13 protein-coding genes are annotated in these 15810 nt (G+C 43.0%); 8 read left to right on the forward strand and 5 right to left on the reverse strand.

From position 1 onward, the window contains the following. Positions 1-196: 196 nt before the first annotated feature. Both QTA56_RS07695 and QTA56_RS07700 read left to right on the forward strand, forming a co-directional pair. The gene (locus QTA56_RS07695; RefSeq protein WP_267980347.1) at positions 197-1165 is read left to right on the forward strand and encodes a TauD/TfdA dioxygenase family protein; all 969 of its coding nucleotides are present in this window, start codon (positions 197-199) and stop codon (positions 1163-1165) included. Between the two features lie 122 nt (positions 1166-1287). After that, positions 1288-2007, forward strand: a complete 720-nt coding sequence (locus QTA56_RS07700; RefSeq protein WP_267980348.1) for a Crp/Fnr family transcriptional regulator — start codon at positions 1288-1290, stop codon at positions 2005-2007. An 81-nt stretch (positions 2008-2088) separates the two neighbouring features. Here the strand turns inward: QTA56_RS07700 and greA are convergent, their stop codons facing one another. From greA to carA, 3 genes are all read right to left on the reverse strand, one after another. Continuing rightward, the gene (greA, locus tag QTA56_RS07705) at positions 2089-2565 is read right to left on the reverse strand and encodes a transcription elongation factor GreA (protein WP_267980349.1); all 477 of its coding nucleotides are present in this window, start codon (positions 2563-2565) and stop codon (positions 2089-2091) included. A 91-nt stretch (positions 2566-2656) separates the two neighbouring features. After that, a complete protein-coding gene (carB, locus tag QTA56_RS07710) occupies positions 2657-5890 on the reverse strand; it encodes a carbamoyl-phosphate synthase large subunit (RefSeq protein WP_267980350.1) in 3234 nt (1077 codons plus the stop codon). A 14-nt stretch (positions 5891-5904) separates the two neighbouring features. Next, on the reverse strand, positions 5905-7044 hold the full coding sequence (gene carA, locus QTA56_RS07715) for a glutamine-hydrolyzing carbamoyl-phosphate synthase small subunit (RefSeq protein WP_267980351.1): 1140 nt from the start codon (positions 7042-7044) through the stop codon (positions 5905-5907). A gap of 360 nt (positions 7045-7404) precedes the next feature. On the opposite strand from carA, the gene QTA56_RS07720 reads away from it, so the two are divergent. Next, on the forward strand, positions 7405-7983 hold the full coding sequence (locus tag QTA56_RS07720) for a hypothetical protein (protein WP_267980352.1): 579 nt from the start codon (positions 7405-7407) through the stop codon (positions 7981-7983). 70 nt (positions 7984-8053) lie between these two features. On the opposite strand, the gene QTA56_RS07725 is transcribed toward QTA56_RS07720, so the two are convergent. Then, positions 8054-8590 carry a DOMON-like domain-containing protein gene (locus tag QTA56_RS07725; RefSeq protein WP_267980353.1) on the reverse strand — a complete coding sequence of 179 codons (537 nt, stop codon included), beginning with the start codon at positions 8588-8590 and terminating at the stop codon, positions 8054-8056. 3 nt (positions 8591-8593) lie between these two features. Continuing rightward, positions 8594-8920: a ribosome assembly RNA-binding protein YhbY gene (gene yhbY / locus QTA56_RS07730; RefSeq protein ID WP_034423105.1), complete on the reverse strand. Its 327-nt coding sequence runs from the start codon at positions 8918-8920 to the stop codon at positions 8594-8596. A 227-nt stretch (positions 8921-9147) separates the two neighbouring features. Here yhbY and rlmE point away from each other — a divergent pair, with 227 nt between their 5' ends. From rlmE to QTA56_RS07755, 5 genes are all read left to right on the forward strand, one after another. Beyond that, a complete protein-coding gene (gene rlmE / locus QTA56_RS07735; protein WP_004676658.1) occupies positions 9148-9798 on the forward strand; it encodes a 23S rRNA (uridine(2552)-2'-O)-methyltransferase RlmE in 651 nt (216 codons plus the stop codon). A gap of 137 nt (positions 9799-9935) precedes the next feature. Then, the gene (ftsH, locus tag QTA56_RS07740; protein ID WP_249570579.1) at positions 9936-11831 is read left to right on the forward strand and encodes an ATP-dependent zinc metalloprotease FtsH; all 1896 of its coding nucleotides are present in this window, start codon (positions 9936-9938) and stop codon (positions 11829-11831) included. 418 nt (positions 11832-12249) lie between these two features. After that, on the forward strand, positions 12250-13101 hold the full coding sequence (folP, locus tag QTA56_RS07745) for a dihydropteroate synthase (protein WP_267980354.1): 852 nt from the start codon (positions 12250-12252) through the stop codon (positions 13099-13101). Between the two features lie 76 nt (positions 13102-13177). Then, positions 13178-13936, forward strand: a complete 759-nt coding sequence (locus tag QTA56_RS07750) for an SIMPL domain-containing protein (protein ID WP_267980355.1) — start codon at positions 13178-13180, stop codon at positions 13934-13936. A gap of 150 nt (positions 13937-14086) precedes the next feature. Continuing rightward, positions 14087-15709 carry a vWA domain-containing protein gene (locus QTA56_RS07755; protein ID WP_267980356.1) on the forward strand — a complete coding sequence of 541 codons (1623 nt, stop codon included), beginning with the start codon at positions 14087-14089 and terminating at the stop codon, positions 15707-15709. Positions 15710-15810: the final 101 nt, after the last annotated feature.

The raw sequence follows: 15810 nt of genomic DNA on the forward strand, positions 1-15810 counted from the left end.
ATGAAAGCAGGGACAAAATTTACCTGATTCAGGTTTGAATAGGGTTATGAAAAAAACGATAAAGTTTAGCATTAATATTCCGTAAAAGTGTTAACTCTTTTACAGACTGCTTCCTCTGTATTAAAACATACTTGGCTGGTGATTTTATCTCATAAAAATATTTATTTGAATTTATCTCCATAGAGGAAATAACGATATGAGCCAGTTAGACATTACCAGCCAGAAAAAGCCGAAATATGATTATCGCCATATTCAGGTAAAACCTGTCACAGGAAGAATCGGTGCGGAAATTTCGGGTGTGGCACTCAGTGTAGCATTAGATCAGGACGTTGTAAGCGAAATCAATCAGGCATTGCTGGATTATAAAGTGGTGTTTTTTCGTGGACAGCAGCATCTGGACGATTTAGGGCAGGAGGCCTTTGCCCGATTGTTGGGAGAACCCCTGAATCATCCAAGTGTGCCAATCAAGGGTGGTACTGAACACACCCTGGCGATTGATTCGCGTGATGGGCGTGCCTCATCATGGCATACTGACATTACCTTTCTGCCAAACTATCCGAAATACACCATTTTAAAAAACGTGGTCGCACCTGATGTTGGTGGTGATACCGTTTGGGCAAATACCACCGCAGCTTATGAAGACCTGACACCAGAACTGAAAACGCTGGCAGAAAGCCTGCGTGCAGTTCATACCAATGTTTATGATTATGCCAATAAGGCAGCTTCAGCGGCAGAGTCAGAGGGGCGCAAACTGTTTACTACTGCTGTTGAAATTGAAACTGAACATCCGTTGGTACGTGTACATCCTGAAACGGGTGAAAAAACCTTAGTGCTGGGGCATTTCTTTAAACAGTTTAGTGGCTTGAGCAATGAAGATTCACGTCTGCTGTTTACTTTATTCCAGAACCATATTGTACGCTGGGAAAATGTCGTGCGTTGGCGCTGGGCGGTGGGTGATGTGGCAATTTGGGATAATCGCGCCACACAACACCGCGCAATTGATGACTATGGCAGTGAGTTGAGAATTGCTTCACGCGTTACCTTGGAGGGTGATATTCCTGTTGGCGTGGATGGTCGTCCAAGTAAAATCATTAAAAATGTGGTCAATCAGGATATTAGTGAACTAAGAAAAGATGAGGGACGGATTTATAAAAAAGTTTCTTAGTCATAAGGCAGTCTTGTCTTGGGAAATCCAGAAAAACGGATAAAATTAGTGAAAAATAATCGTTTGTTTGTATAAGCAATGGACCTAGTATTTTGTAGATATTAGGTCCCTTTTGAATAAATATGCTTGCCATTGGTCATGTCTCCAACACTAGACAAAGGCTGGAATTGATTCTGGAGCAGGATGATGTCTTTAAGGCATTTGCTTCTGATACCCAACAATTACTATTGCAGCAGGTCTCTTTTCGCCGTTTCCGATCTGGACAGTTGATTCTGAGTCATCAGCAGACGGTGGCGGATATCTATGTCTTGCTAAATGGTTCTTTACAGGTTGGCTGGTTACAGAATAATGGACAGCTTAAGGTAGTGAATTATACAGCCAATTATTCAGCTTTTAATCTGGTGTCATTTTTGCAGAACAAACCTGTCAATTATGATTTTTTTGCAGTGGGACAGGTCGATATTGCGGTCTTGTCGGGACAGATTTTTTTAGAACAGTTACAACAGCAGCCACAGGCAATGTGGCAGATTCTACAACTCCTCAGTCAGCGTATGTATAGCCTGTTTGAACAGTCCAGATATACCCATACTGCCAATTCCACCCAGCATATTGCGTATTATCTTGAGCAGCTTGCCAGACAATATGGTAAGGAAAGTAACAATGGCTGTTCCATTCACCTACGGATGACGCAACAGGATTTTGCTGAGTTATTTGGTATTTCAAGACAGACCTTGGCAAAAAAACTGCAACCATTTTTAAGGCAGGGCATACTGGAATGGAATTATAGCCAGATCCATATTCTGGATATTCAGCGACTCAGGCAGTTATGCAGGTTGGAATAAGACTTTATAATTAAAGCGATATTTGTAAAATATAAAAAACAAAACCCCTCAGATTTGAGGGGTTAAGCTTATGTAGGAATATTACAGGTATTCCACACTGATAATTTCGTATTCAACTTCACCTTGCGGTGTCTGAATTTTTGCCTCATCACCCTCGTTTTTGCCTAACAGGCCACGGGCGATTGGGGAGTTAACGGAGATTTTATTAATTTTAAAATCTGCTTCGTCATCACCTACGATCTTATAGGTTTTACGCTCTTCCGTATCCAGATTCTCGATGGTAACCGTCACACCAAAAACCACACGGCCTGTTTGCTCAAGTTCCTTAACATCAATCACCTGACAAGCGCCAAGCTTTCCTTCGATGTCCTGGATACGGCCTTCACAGAAACCCTGCTGTTCACGGGCTGCGTGGTATTCAGCATTTTCCTTGAGGTCACCGTGTTCACGGGCCTCAGCAATCGCTTGTGTGATGCGAGGGCGGTCCACTGTTTTTAACTGTTGTAATTCTTTCTCTAAGGCAGCCTTGCCTTCAGGAGTCATTGGATAACGTTGCATTTTAGTCCCCTCTAAATTGGTTGGGAAAATACAGGATTAAAAAAAGAAAAAGCCCGCCACCGATAAGGTGGCGGGGCTTATCGGTACAGAATTAACCTACAGTTTGTAAATCTTGCAAGCGGTAAACATCCATTGGCAATTTCACGGCAAATGCTTGGCAAACTGCCTCTGCGCCATTGATGGTCGTGGTGTAGTACACTTTGCCTTGTAGGGCAGCACGACGAATCATTGCAGAATCATATTGAGCCTGTTTGCCTTCAGTGGTGTTGACAATAAGATGAATTTCACCATTTTTCAAGCGGTCAACAATATGTGGACGGCCTTCGGTTACTTTATTCACAGATTCACATTCCAAACCTGCTTCTTTAAGCACGCGATAGGTACCACCTGTTGCAACCAGTTTAAAGCCATACTGGATTAACTGCTTGGCAATGTTTGCAATGTATTTCTTGTCTGATTCACGAACTGACAGGAATGCATGCTTCACTTCACCTTCAGTCGGCAAGCCTGGTAAACGTTCATTTGAGCCAAGTACAGCCTTATAGAAAGCTTCACCAAATGTTGTACCAACACCCATCACTTCACCTGTAGACTTCATCTCAGGCCCAAGCATTGGGTCAACACCCTGGAATTTAGCAAACGGGAACACCGCTTCTTTCACTGCAAAGTGAGTCGGAATGATTTCCTTGGTGAAACCTTGTGACTCAAGGGATTGGCCCGCCATACAGCGTGCAGCCACTTTCGCCAAAGACTCACCAATACATTTCGATACGAAAGGTACAGTACGGGATGCACGTGGGTTCACTTCAAGGATGTAAATATCATCACCCTTTACAGCAAACTGAACGTTCATCAAGCCGACAACGCCAAGCTCTTTTGCCATGGCAACAGTCTGACGGCGCATTTCGTCCTGAACTTCCTGTGAAAGTGAGTACGGTGGAATTGAACATGCTGAGTCACCAGAGTGAATCCCTGCTTGTTCAATGTGCTGCATGATACCGCCGATTACCACGTCTTTACCGTCAGATACGCAGTCAACGTCAACTTCAGTTGCATCGTCAAGGAAACGATCCAGCAGGACAGGGGCTTCATTCGATGCCTGAACTGCTTCACGAAGATAACGTTTTAACTCATCTTCGTTATACACGATTTCCATTGCACGGCCACCCAATACATAAGATGGGCGGACAACCAGTGGATAGCCCACTTTAGCCGCTTCTGAAATACCTTCTTCAGCAGATTTTACAATACTGTTGTTTGGTTGGCGAAGCTGTAGACGTTGAATCATTTGCTGGAAACGTTCACGGTCTTCTGCACGGTCAATCGCATCAGGTGAAGTTCCAATAATTGGTGTGCCTGCTTCTTCCAAGGCACGCGCCAATTTCAAAGGAGTTTGACCACCGTATTGTACGATTACGCCTTTAGGCTTCTCAGTACGTACGATTTCAAGGACATCTTCAAGTGTTACAGGCTCGAAGTACAAACGGTCAGATGTGTCGTAGTCAGTTGAAACCGTTTCAGGGTTACAGTTGACCATGATGGTTTCATAACCATCTTCACGCATTGCAAGGGCAGCGTGTACACAGCAGTAGTCAAACTCAATGCCTTGACCAATACGGTTAGGGCCACCACCAATCACCATGATCTTGTCACGGTTCGATGGATTTGCTTCACATTCCTCATCATAAGTTGAGTACATATATGCCGTACCAGATTCAAACTCGGCAGCACAGGTATCAACACGTTTGTAAACTGGATATACACCCAAGTTCCAGCGATGCTTACGGAATTGCTTTTGTGAAATGCCCATCAAATCGGCAATACGCAGGTCAGATAAACCTTTGCGTTTAAACGCACGAATATTATCGACATTTAAATCGCCAAAACCTAAAGTTTTGATTTGATTTTCAGTTTTTACGATGTCTTCGATCTGGATCAGGAACCAGCGGTCAATCTTGGTTGCTTCAAATACGTCATCTAAAGAGAAACCGTGGCGGAATGCATCTGCCACATACCAGATACGCTCTGGACCTGGCACTTTAAGTTCTTTTAAGATAATGTCTTTGGCATTGGCTGTACCCGCTTCAACTTTTTCATCAAAGCCACTTACACCCACTTCTAGACCACGAAGTGCTTTTTGAACCGATTCCTGGAAGTTACGACCAATTGCCATGACTTCACCCACAGATTTCATCTGAGTTGTTAATACAGGCTCAGCTTGTGGGAATTTCTCGAAGTTAAAACGAGGGATTTTCGTTACAACATAGTCAATGGATGGCTCAAAAGATGCAGGGGTAATGCCACCTGTGATGTCATTTTTCAATTCATCAAGGGTATAACCCACCGCAAGTTTCGCAGCGATTTTGGCAATTGGGAAACCTGTTGCCTTGGATGCAAGTGCAGATGAACGAGAAACACGTGGGTTCATCTCGATTACGACCATACGGCCATCTTTCGGGTTGATACCGAACTGAACGTTCGAACCACCTGTTTCCACACCGATTTCACGAAGAACCGCAACCGATGCATTACGCATGATCTGGTATTCTTTGTCGGTCAATGTTTGTGCAGGGGCAACCGTGATAGAGTCACCTGTGTGTACACCCATTGGGTCGAAGTTTTCAATCGCACAGACGATGATACAGTTGTCGTTTTTGTCACGAACAACTTCCATCTCGTACTCTTTCCAGCCAATCAAAGATTCATCAATCAATAATTGTTTGGTTGGCGAAAGATCAAAACCACGTTCACAGATTTCAATAAATTCTTCTTTATTGTATGCGATACCGCCACCAGAACCACCCATGGTGAATGATGGACGGATGATCACTGGAAAACCGAAACGGGACTGGATTTCCAGCGCATGTTCCATGCTTTCAGCAACATCAGCACGTGGACATTCCAGACCGATCTTACGCATTGCGATATCAAACAGTTTACGATCTTCTGCTTTTTCAATCGCTTCTTTAGATGCACCAATCAATTCAACATTGTATTTTTCTAAAATACCGTTGGCATCGAGTGCAAGTGCGCAGTTTAATGCTGTTTGACCGCCCATGGTTGGGAGAACCGCATCTGGACGCTCTTTTTCAATGATCTGTGCAACCGTCTGCCAAGTGATTGGCTCGATATAGGTTGCATCCGCCATTGAAGGGTCAGTCATGATGGTCGCTGGATTCGAGTTGACCAAAATAACACGGTAGCCTTCTTCACGAAGCGCTTTACATGCTTGCGCACCTGAGTAGTCAAACTCACACGCCTGACCAATGACAATAGGGCCAGCACCAATAATTAAGATGCTTTTAATATCCGTACGTTTAGGCATTATTCGCTCCTTAATTACTTCTTAGCTGCTTCAATCAGTTCGATGAAATGATCGAACAATTGCGCACAGTCATGTGGACCAGGGCTGGCTTCAGGGTGACCCTGGAAGCTGAATGCTGGTTTGTCAGTACGATGAATACCTTGGTTTGTACCATCAAACAGTGAACGGTGTGTCACCTTTAAGTTTGTAGGTAAAGTGCTTTCATCGACAGCAAAGCCGTGGTTTTGTGAGGTGATCATCACTGTACCATTCTCAAGGTTTTGTACAGGATGGTTCGCACCATGATGTCCATGATTCATTTTCATGGTCTTTGCACCAGAAGCGAGTGCCAAAATCTGGTGACCCAAACAAATGCCAAATACTGGCAGGTTTGTGGTTTCAACAAGGGTTTTCACCGCTGCAATCGCATAGTCACATGCCGCTGGATCACCAGGACCATTTGACAGGAATACGCCATCTGGATTCAAGGCAAGCACTTTTTCAGCAGGGGTTTGTGCAGGAACAACAGTCAATTTACAACCACGGTCTGTCAGCATACGTAAGATGTTGGTTTTGACACCATAATCGTATGCCACAACATGATATTTTAATTCAGGTTGGGTAAAGCCCTGACCTAAAGCCCAGGAACCCTCGGTCCATTCAAAACCTTCAGGATCACAGCATTCTTTTGCGAGGTCTAAACCATTTAAGCCGCCGAATGCACGCGCTTTTGCAATGGCTTCTTCTTCTGTAATATTTTCGCCAGCAAGGATACAGCCATTTTGCGCGCCCTTGTCACGTAAGATACGGGTCAATTTACGTGTATCAATATCAGCGATGGCAACAACATTGTGTTGTTCCAGATATTCGCTCAGCGATTGTTCAGAACGGAAGTTGCTGTGTAATAAAGGGAGATCACGAATAATCAAACCATTCGCCCATACCTTATGGATGCGACCTGATTCAACGTCTTCACTATTACAGCCAGTATTTCCAATATGAGGATAAGTCAGCGTCACAAGTTGTTGTGCGTAACTTGGATCAGTCAAAATTTCCTGATAACCAGTCATGGCGGTATTAAAAACGACTTCACCAGTCGTACTACCCGATGCACCGATAGACGTTCCTTTAAAGACCGTTCCATCTGCGAGGGCTAAAATGGCGGGGGTGCTCAAACCAAAGCTCCTGAACTAAAACCACAAAAATAGGGCTGTAAAAAAGCGAGTAGACATAAAAAAAGGCAGGCTGTCTTAAAAAAACATGCCCTCCTTCTGGTCTGCTCGCTTGTAACTTAACAGCGCATTATACGCATGAGTAGGTGAAAAGTCTATGTGTTTTGTCTATTAAAGTCAGGAATTGGTGTTTTTCTTTTATAAGTTTAAATGGACAGGTGTCTATTGCAAAATCAGTCATTCTTATAAATATATCATGAGATATTATGCAAATTGTCTAACAATTTTTTAGGGCTTTAGGTAGAAAGGGCTTTATCTTATATATAGCCAAAAAAGCAACAATCAATATAGAGGGGAATCAAAATGGCTGAAAATCAAACTGCAACAACTGTAACTGAAGAAGTGAAAGGAACAGTCGTGGCAAAAACTGCGAAGGCAAAAGAAGTTGTAGCAGAAAAAACGGCTGAGGTAAAAGAGGCTGTTGCTGAGAAAACGGCAAAGGCGAAAGAAGTCGTTGCTGAAAAAACCGCTGAAGTGAAAGAAGTGGTTGCAGAGCAGACAGCAAAAGCGAAAGAGGTGATTGCTGAGACTCAGGAACAGGCGAAAGAAGTCATTGCTGAAACACAGGAAAAAATTGAAGCTGAAGCAAAAGAACTCAATGATGCTGTTCAAAATCAGTTTGCACAAATCAAGCAAGACATTTTACAGCGTATTGAAGTGATCAAGGCCCAGTTTAACTTGTCTCAAGAAGACTTGGTTGAATTTAAGAATGCCTTGAAAACTGAGTTAAACGCTTTGGTTGAAGACTTAAGCAAAGTCAGCAAAGAACTGAAAGATGACATTAGCCAGATTTCCGTAAAACACAAAGACACTTTGACTGAGAGCTTTAAACGTACCAAAGAACAAGCAGTTGAAGCTTGGAACAAGGTGCGTGCAAGCTAAGTCATCGCTTGCCAATAAAAAAGCGAGAATTGAGTTCTCGCTTTTTTGTTTTTTAGACTTATTAAAAAATTTAAAACTGATGCAGCCAATCCCGTTTGTTATGGAAATCGGCCTGAGGGCTGCTATGCTGCATTGCAAAGTAATGCATGCCTTGAGTGGTATTTAACACTGCGGTTAAACCAAGATACAGGTCAGCCCATTTCAATTTATTTTGCTGCATAAACTGGGACAAATCCAGACTGACATTTAAGCCATAGTGGGTACGTTGTAAATGGTTCAACTCAATATCATAGGCAGCTATGGGCGGTATATTTTCTGGAAAGCGATATTCTTCAAATTGATAGGCCTGCCATGCCTGAGAGGGGGAGAGATTGATTTCACGATAGAAATCCTCATCTTTCACACCAATAAAAATCTCAAAGCAGGTCTGTTTCCATAAAAAGTCACGGCGGGGATGTGCCGAAACCTGATCGGGATAAATCAGAAACTGATTTGGGTCACGCACCCAGAAACCAACATTCACAGTTGCTGGTGTTTGCTGCTCAATCGCCCCAACCACCGTAATGGCGTTAAAGCGATCAAAAGCCGACAATTCATAACTTGCCATTGCTTACTTATTACTGAGGTGAGCAAAACGAACGAGGTTGGAAAGATGCTGGTTTTGTTTGGCTGCCTTTTTATAAAGCAAAACAATTTTACCAATTTTCTGTACAGATTCCGCACCAGTCGCCTCAACAAGGGCGTCAATCACTGCCGCACGCGCATCACGGTCTTCACCTGCAACTTTCACCTTAATCAGTTCATGGTCATTTAGCGCACGATTCGTTTCTTCAATGACGTTTTCTGTAAGACCTTGGCTACCAACCATTACAACTGGGTTAAGTGCATGACCAATTTGACGTAAACGCTTACGTTCATGGATAGATAAAGCCGCCATTAAAAATACCTGATTTGAAAAACGACCTAGTATAGCCTGCATCCCAAACCTAAGATAGATTCAGTAGGCAGACTGATCATAAATATTCAAGAAACTGTTGAAATAACCAATGATGTTGATCGAAAAAAATCTGTAAAAGTTCGTGTGATTACGCTACATCCGTACTGTAATGAGAGTAATTTTCACGTACAATGACCAATCAGAAGTGTTTTGAAATTTAGTGAGTTATGGCGACACGCATTACCAATCAAAAATTGTCTAAAAGCAGTCGTGCGTGGATGAGAGAGCATCTTGATGATCCTTTTGTTAAAAAGGCGCAGAAAGAGGGGTATCGCGCACGCGCAGCATATAAGTTACTCGAAATCCAAGAAAAATATAAACTGATTAAACCTGGCATGACGGTTGTCGATTTGGGCGCGGCGCCTGGTAGCTGGTCACAGATCGCAGGTAAGCTGGTCGGTGCCAATGGTTTGGTGATTGCATCCGATATCCTGCCAATGGATGCGCTTCCAGATGTGACCTTTTTACAGGGTGATTTTAGGGAAGAGGAAGTCTTCGAAAAATTGTTAAATATTTTAAATGGTCGTCAGGTAGACATTGTAATTTCTGATATGGCCCCCAATACATCAGGTAATAGGGCTGTCGACCAGCCACGCCAAATTTATTTGTGTGAGTTGGCACTGGATTTTGCTCAGAAAGTTTTGGGACCAAATGGACAGTTTGTGGTTAAGGTGTTCCAGGGTTCAGGATTTGATGAGTTTAGAAAACAGGTGGTTGATGGTTTTGATGTATTAAAAACAGCCAAACCTGCGGCGTCACGCGCTCGGTCAAAAGAGGTTTTTTTGATTGGACAGGGTCGTAAAAAGGCATTGCAATAAAAAGTGTACTTGCCAAGATGTTAAAAATTGTGCATTTTGTACCTTTTAAGTTTTTTGCAACGCAAATTCATTGCTGTTTTTGTGAAGGTCAGCCAAGATTAGGTATGATCAAATTAGATTGATATGGGAATAAAGCCTTGAGCGATTACTTCAAGAATGCCGTATTGTGGCTCATCATACTCGGTGTTCTGATTTTGATTTTTAGCAACGTCAGTGACCGCAATAAGCCTGCAGCGATGAAATATTCAGATTTCGTTGCAGCGGTGAATGCTGGGCAAATTAAACAGGTCACCATTGATGGCTTGAATATTAGTGGTGAGAAAACCAATGGTTCTTCATTTGAGACGGTTCGCCCACAAGTAGAAGACACTGAGTTGCTACCAAGCTTGAACAAACAAAATGTGGTGGTTGAGGGCACAGCGCCACAACGCCAGGGCATTTTGATGCAACTTCTCATTGCGAGTTTCCCTGTATTGCTGATCATCCTGCTGTTCATGTTCTTCATGCGTAATATGGGGGGGGGTGCTGGTGGTAAAAACGGTCCGATGAGCTTTGGCAAGTCAAAGGCAAAAATGCTGTCTGAAGACCAGATCAAGGTCACGTTTACTGATGTTGCGGGCTGTGACGAAGCAAAACAGGAAGTGGTTGAAATTGTAGATTTCCTGAAAGACCCTGCTAAATTTAAACGTCTTGGTGCGACCATTCCTCGTGGTGTATTGATGGTGGGGCCTCCAGGTACAGGTAAAACATTATTGGCAAAAGCCATTGCGGGTGAAGCCAAGGTTCCTTTCTTCAGTATCTCTGGTTCTGACTTTGTTGAGATGTTTGTTGGTGTGGGTGCATCACGTGTCCGTGATATGTTTGAACAAGCAAAACGCCATGCACCATGTATCATCTTTATTGATGAGATTGATGCGGTGGGTCGTCACCGTGGTTCAGGTACAGGGGGGGGGCATGATGAGCGTGAACAAACCCTGAACCAGATGCTTGTTGAGATGGATGGTTTTGAGGGTAATGAGGGCGTGATCGTCATTGCCGCAACCAACCGTGTCGATGTGCTTGATAAAGCCTTGCTTCGTCCAGGTCGTTTTGACCGTCAGGTGATGGTTGGTTTGCCAGACATCCGTGGTCGTGAGCAAATCCTGAATGTTCACTTGAAGAAACTTCCTTCAGTGACTGGTGTGGATGTTAAGGTCCTTGCCCGTGGTACGCCTGGTTTCTCTGGTGCGCAACTTGCCAATCTGGTGAATGAAGCTGCATTGTTTGCTGCCCGTCGTAATAAAAATACGGTTGACATGCATGACTTTGAAGATGCAAAAGACAAGATCTACATGGGTCCTGAGCGTAAGTCGATGGTGATCCGTGAAGAAGAGCGTCGCGCAACGGCTTACCATGAAGCTGGACATGCGATTGTTGCTGAAATCCTACCAGGTACAGATCCTGTGCATAAGGTAACGATTATGCCACGTGGTTGGGCATTGGGCGTGACTTGGCAGCTTCCTGAACAAGACCAGACCAGCCATTATAAAGACAAGATGTTGAATGAACTTTCAATCCTGTTTGGTGGTCGTATTGCGGAAGAAATCTTCATCAACCGCATGTCAACTGGTGCATCCAATGACTTTGAACGTGCAACCAAAATGGCACGTGCAATGGTCACCAAATATGGTATGTCAGATGCACTTGGTGTCATGGTTTACGAAGACGAAAATCAGAGTGGTTTCTTCGGCAATGTTGGTAGTCGTACTATTTCAGAAGCGACTCAACAAAAAGTAGATGAAGAAGTACGTCGTATTCTGGATGAGCAATATACCGTTGCACGTAATATCTTGGAAAATAATAAAGATATCGCCCATGCAATGGTGAAAGCACTGATGGATTGGGAAACGATTGATCGTGATCAAATCCGTGACATCATGGAAGGTCGTGAACCACAACCACCTAAGGTCTATATTCCTGAAAATCCAGTGGCTGCATTTGAACCACCGAAAGATGGTCCATCTACACCACCACCATTACCAGCAATGGGCTAATGGTTAAAATCATGGAGAGTCGCTAAAAGCGACTCTTTTTTTGTCCTTATTTTGGCTAAGCTGAAAATAAATCAACATTGTTGATTTATATAAATTGTTAAGATTAACTAACCTGAGTTCGGCAAAAATATGATACTCGGAAACGTCATCCGCAACTGTTCGAGGCAGGACTTCATTAATAGCGTATTGTTTCTGCGATTTATTAGACTAGCTGCTGGTATGTAACGAGTTTTGCGGATGACAATGCTTTTGCTTACTTTGGGCAAAACCAAAGTAAGGCCAGCCGCAGGCTTATCCTGAAGCTGGATGAGAACTCGGCAAGACTCCGTCAAGATGATTATCTTTCAATAAGTGAAAGAAATATTTAAGTCGAACTAAGATTAATATAGTTAATATTAACTATTGGAACATTTAAATTATGCAATTGATGTCCTTACCACAGCACCAGTTACACTGTGGTCGTTTTACACTGGATTTATCCCAACCCCAGATTATGGGTATTCTCAATGTCACGCCTGATTCGTTTAGTGATGGTGGACAGCATCATCATAAAGAACAGGCAGTTCAACGTGCCTTACAGATGATGGAAGAGGGCGCAAGTATCATTGATATTGGTGGAGAATCCACACGCCCCAATGCGTCACCCGTTGAGCTTGAGGAGGAAATTCAGCGTGTAATTCCTGTGGTTGAAGCATTGGCAAAATATGATGTGGTTATTTCAATAGATACCAGTCAGCCAGAAGTAATTCGTGCTGCTGTAAAAGCGGGCGCACATATCTGGAATGATGTTCGTGCCTTAACCCGTCCGAAAGCATTGGAAACGGCTGCTGAGTTGAATATTCCTGTGATCCTGATGCATATGCGTGGTGAGCCGACCAATATGAACCAGCTTGATCAATATACAAATGTCACAGAAGATGTGATGTATGAGTTACAGCAACGCTTGGATCAGGCATTCGAAATGGGAATCAAAAAACACAATATCATCCTTGATCCTGGTTTTGGTTTTGCTAAAAATGCTCAACAGAATTTTCAATTATTGAATGAATTCTGGAAGCTGAACCAGATGGGCTATCCGATCTTGTCAGGCTTGTCACGTAAGCGTTTTATTGGGGAAGCCTTAAATGGTGTACCTGCACAAGAACGTGCGGTGGGCAGTGTTGTAGGACATCTAATGAGTATTCAGCAAGGTGCCAGTATTGTCCGTGCGCACGATGTCAAAGCGACCAGTGATGCCATTAACGTCTGGAAAATGATGTTAAATCAATAATAGTTTAGGGTATTGATAGAACCGTAAGATTCTATTGGCTTGCTCCATAAATACATCAGATGAGTAATTTTAAAAAATGGAAAATAAAACAATTACATATAAAAGCCTGTGGGTGTTTGCACTCATTCTCAGTCTAGGATTTATTGTTTCGGCTGCGGTGATTGGCTATGCCGTGAAGCAATTTAATAACAGCAGTAATTCAATTACTGTCAAGGGATTGGCAGAAAAACCGATTCAGGCAGATTCGGCCCGTTGGGAAATTAACCTGCAAACCAGCCATACTTCAGACAGTATTTCACAAGCCTACCAGTTACTTGATCAGCAAATGAAAACCTTGCAGGATTTCTTTGTTGAGCATGGGTTTAAAGCCGCTGATATGCAATTGGGCAATAAGAGTTCCCAGTCTTATTATGAAGAGGTGGAGACGGATGAGGGACGAACCCGACGTGAGTTTAAAGGCTATATTGCAATGCAGTCTTTGGTGATCAACAGTCGTGATATTCAAAAGATTGAAAAGGCAGCCAAAGATGCGTATTTGCTGGATGAAAAGGGCATTGCAATTGCCCAAAAACCTGATTATCTGGTGTCTAATTTAGAAGAAATTAAAATGTCATTGATTGCCAATGCCACCAAAAATGCCTATAGCCGTGCCAATGAATTTGCCAAGGTGGGAGGTGCGAAAGTGGGTACGATGCGTTCAGCCAGTCAGGGTGCATTCTACATTTTGCCTGAAAGTGGTTCGGATGAAGATAGTGATTATGGTGGAGCTTATGATAAAGCCACCATTAATAAAATTGCTCGTGTGGTCGTTACCATTAATTATGCGATTGAATAGTGAGGATTATTTTTTAATCATTATAAAATATTAAAAGAAATCCCAAAAATCAAGATACATTCAAATACGGTGTATCTTTCTTTTTTTGCATACAATGATTTTGATCTAGCCATACATTTGAAAAGATAAATAAAATTGGGGAAATTGAAAATGCATCATTTTGCAAAAATATTTGCTTTAACCGTACTTGGCAGCATGATTGCCGCCTGTCAATCAGTTGAACCACAGCATCGCCAAATTGCAATGGAAGCCCATGATCAGGCCATGTCTGCAAGTATGAAAGCGATGGCGGCACCACGTCCTGTATTGGCAATTGCAGCCATGCCCGCACCTGCAATGGAACGCCAGCGTTTAGAGCAAGACACCGAAAAATATCAGAAAAATGATGTGAATCCTGTACATCGGGTTGCAGATCAGGCAGTTTCAACCTTTAGCATTGATGTCGATACAGGCAGTTATAGCAATACTCGCCGTTTCCTGAATGATGGACGTTTACCGCCAGTTGATGCAGTTCGTGCTGAGGAAATGATCAATTATTTTGATTATCAATATCCACAGCCAAATAGTATTCATCCATTCTCGGTCACGACTGAAACTGTTGATTCACCTTGGAAAGAAAATGCCAAGTTAATCAAAATTGGTATTCAAGCCAAAGACTTGGCAACTAAACAGTTACCACCAGCCAATCTGGTTTTCCTTGTCGATGTCTCAGGCAGTATGGATGCCCCAGATAAATTGCCCTTGGTTAAGCAAACTCTACGTTTATTGACTGAGCAATTACGTGCTCAGGACAAAGTCACCATCATTACCTATGCCAGTGGTGAAAAACTGGTTTTGGAACCCACTTCGGGTGATCAAAAGGACAAGATTCTACGTGTGATTGATGCTTTGCAGGCGAGTGGTGCAACCGCAGGTGAGCAGGCGATTCAACTGGCCTATCAACAGGCTGAAAAAGCCATGCTGAAAAATGGCATCAATCGAATTTTACTGGCAACGGATGGTGACTTTAATGTCGGGATCACCGATTTTAGCACCCTAAAAGGCATGGTGGCGGAAAAACGAAAAAGTGGTATTTCGCTCACTACACTGGGTTTTGGAACAGGCAACTATAATGAGCAACTGATGGAGCAGCTTGCCGATGCAGGCGATGGTAATTACAGCTATATCGACAATAAGAATGAAGCCAAAAAAGTGGTGCAGCGTCAGCTTTCATCCACACTTGCGACAGTGGCGCAGGATGTCAAGATTCAGGTCGAGTTTAATCCAGCGACTGTAAAAGAATACCGTTTGGTTGGCTATGAAAATCGGATGCTGAAACAGGAAGATTTTAATAACGACAAGGTTGATGCAGGTGATATTGGGGCGGGGCATAATGTCACTGCCATTTATGAGATCATTCCAGTCGGGCAGCAAGGCTGGCTCAATGATTCACGCTACCAAACCCCGACAAAAACCAATGCAGGAAATACCTCGGAATATGCCTTTGTCAATGTGCGTTATAAATTACCGAATCAGGACAAAAGTATTTTATTGAATCAGCCTGTGCCAGCAGGTCATAAATCTTTATCCCAAGCCAGTAACGATACCCGTTTTGCCATTGCGGTAGCTTCCTATGCCCAGCAGTTAAAAGGTGGAGAATATAATGGTGCAATGGGCTGGGATCAGATTATTCAACTGGCGCAGCAGTCAGCCAAACCTGATCCTTATTTAATGCGAGAGGAATTTGTTGAATTGGCAAAAATCGCAAAAAATCTCAGTGCTAAAAAGGACTAGAGATTAAATTGATGAAAAGCGGTCGGAAAAACCGCTTTTTTAATGCCTAAATCTCGTGATTTGCAGCAGATTATGCTATAAGCATGGCGTTTTATTGACAT

The sequence above is a fragment of the Acinetobacter thutiue genome, assembly GCF_030385805.1.
Lineage (GTDB): Bacteria > Pseudomonadota > Gammaproteobacteria > Pseudomonadales > Moraxellaceae > Acinetobacter > Acinetobacter corruptisaponis.

Bases quoted from the DNA above. Each gene is read 5' to 3' on its own strand.
- QTA56_RS07695 (WP_267980347.1), top strand. From the start codon at position 197: ATGAGCCAGTTAGACATTACCAGCCAGAAAAAGCCGAAATATGATTAT.
- QTA56_RS07700 (WP_267980348.1), top strand. From the start codon at position 1,288: ATGCTTGCCATTGGTCATGTCTCCAACACTAGACAAAGGCTGGAATTG.
- greA (WP_267980349.1), bottom strand. From the start codon at position 2,565: ATGCAACGTTATCCAATGACTCCTGAAGGCAAGGCTGCCTTAGAGAAA.
- carB (WP_267980350.1), bottom strand. From the start codon at position 5,890: ATGCCTAAACGTACGGATATTAAAAGCATCTTAATTATTGGTGCTGGC.
- QTA56_RS07720 (WP_267980352.1), top strand. From the start codon at position 7,405: ATGGCTGAAAATCAAACTGCAACAACTGTAACTGAAGAAGTGAAAGGA.
- QTA56_RS07725 (WP_267980353.1), bottom strand. From the start codon at position 8,590: ATGGCAAGTTATGAATTGTCGGCTTTTGATCGCTTTAACGCCATTACG.
- yhbY (WP_034423105.1), bottom strand. From the start codon at position 8,920: ATGGCGGCTTTATCTATCCATGAACGTAAGCGTTTACGTCAAATTGGT.
- rlmE (WP_004676658.1), top strand. From the start codon at position 9,148: ATGGCGACACGCATTACCAATCAAAAATTGTCTAAAAGCAGTCGTGCG.
- folP (WP_267980354.1), top strand. From the start codon at position 12,250: ATGCAATTGATGTCCTTACCACAGCACCAGTTACACTGTGGTCGTTTT.
- QTA56_RS07750 (WP_267980355.1), top strand. From the start codon at position 13,178: ATGGAAAATAAAACAATTACATATAAAAGCCTGTGGGTGTTTGCACTC.
- QTA56_RS07755 (WP_267980356.1), top strand. From the start codon at position 14,087: ATGCATCATTTTGCAAAAATATTTGCTTTAACCGTACTTGGCAGCATG.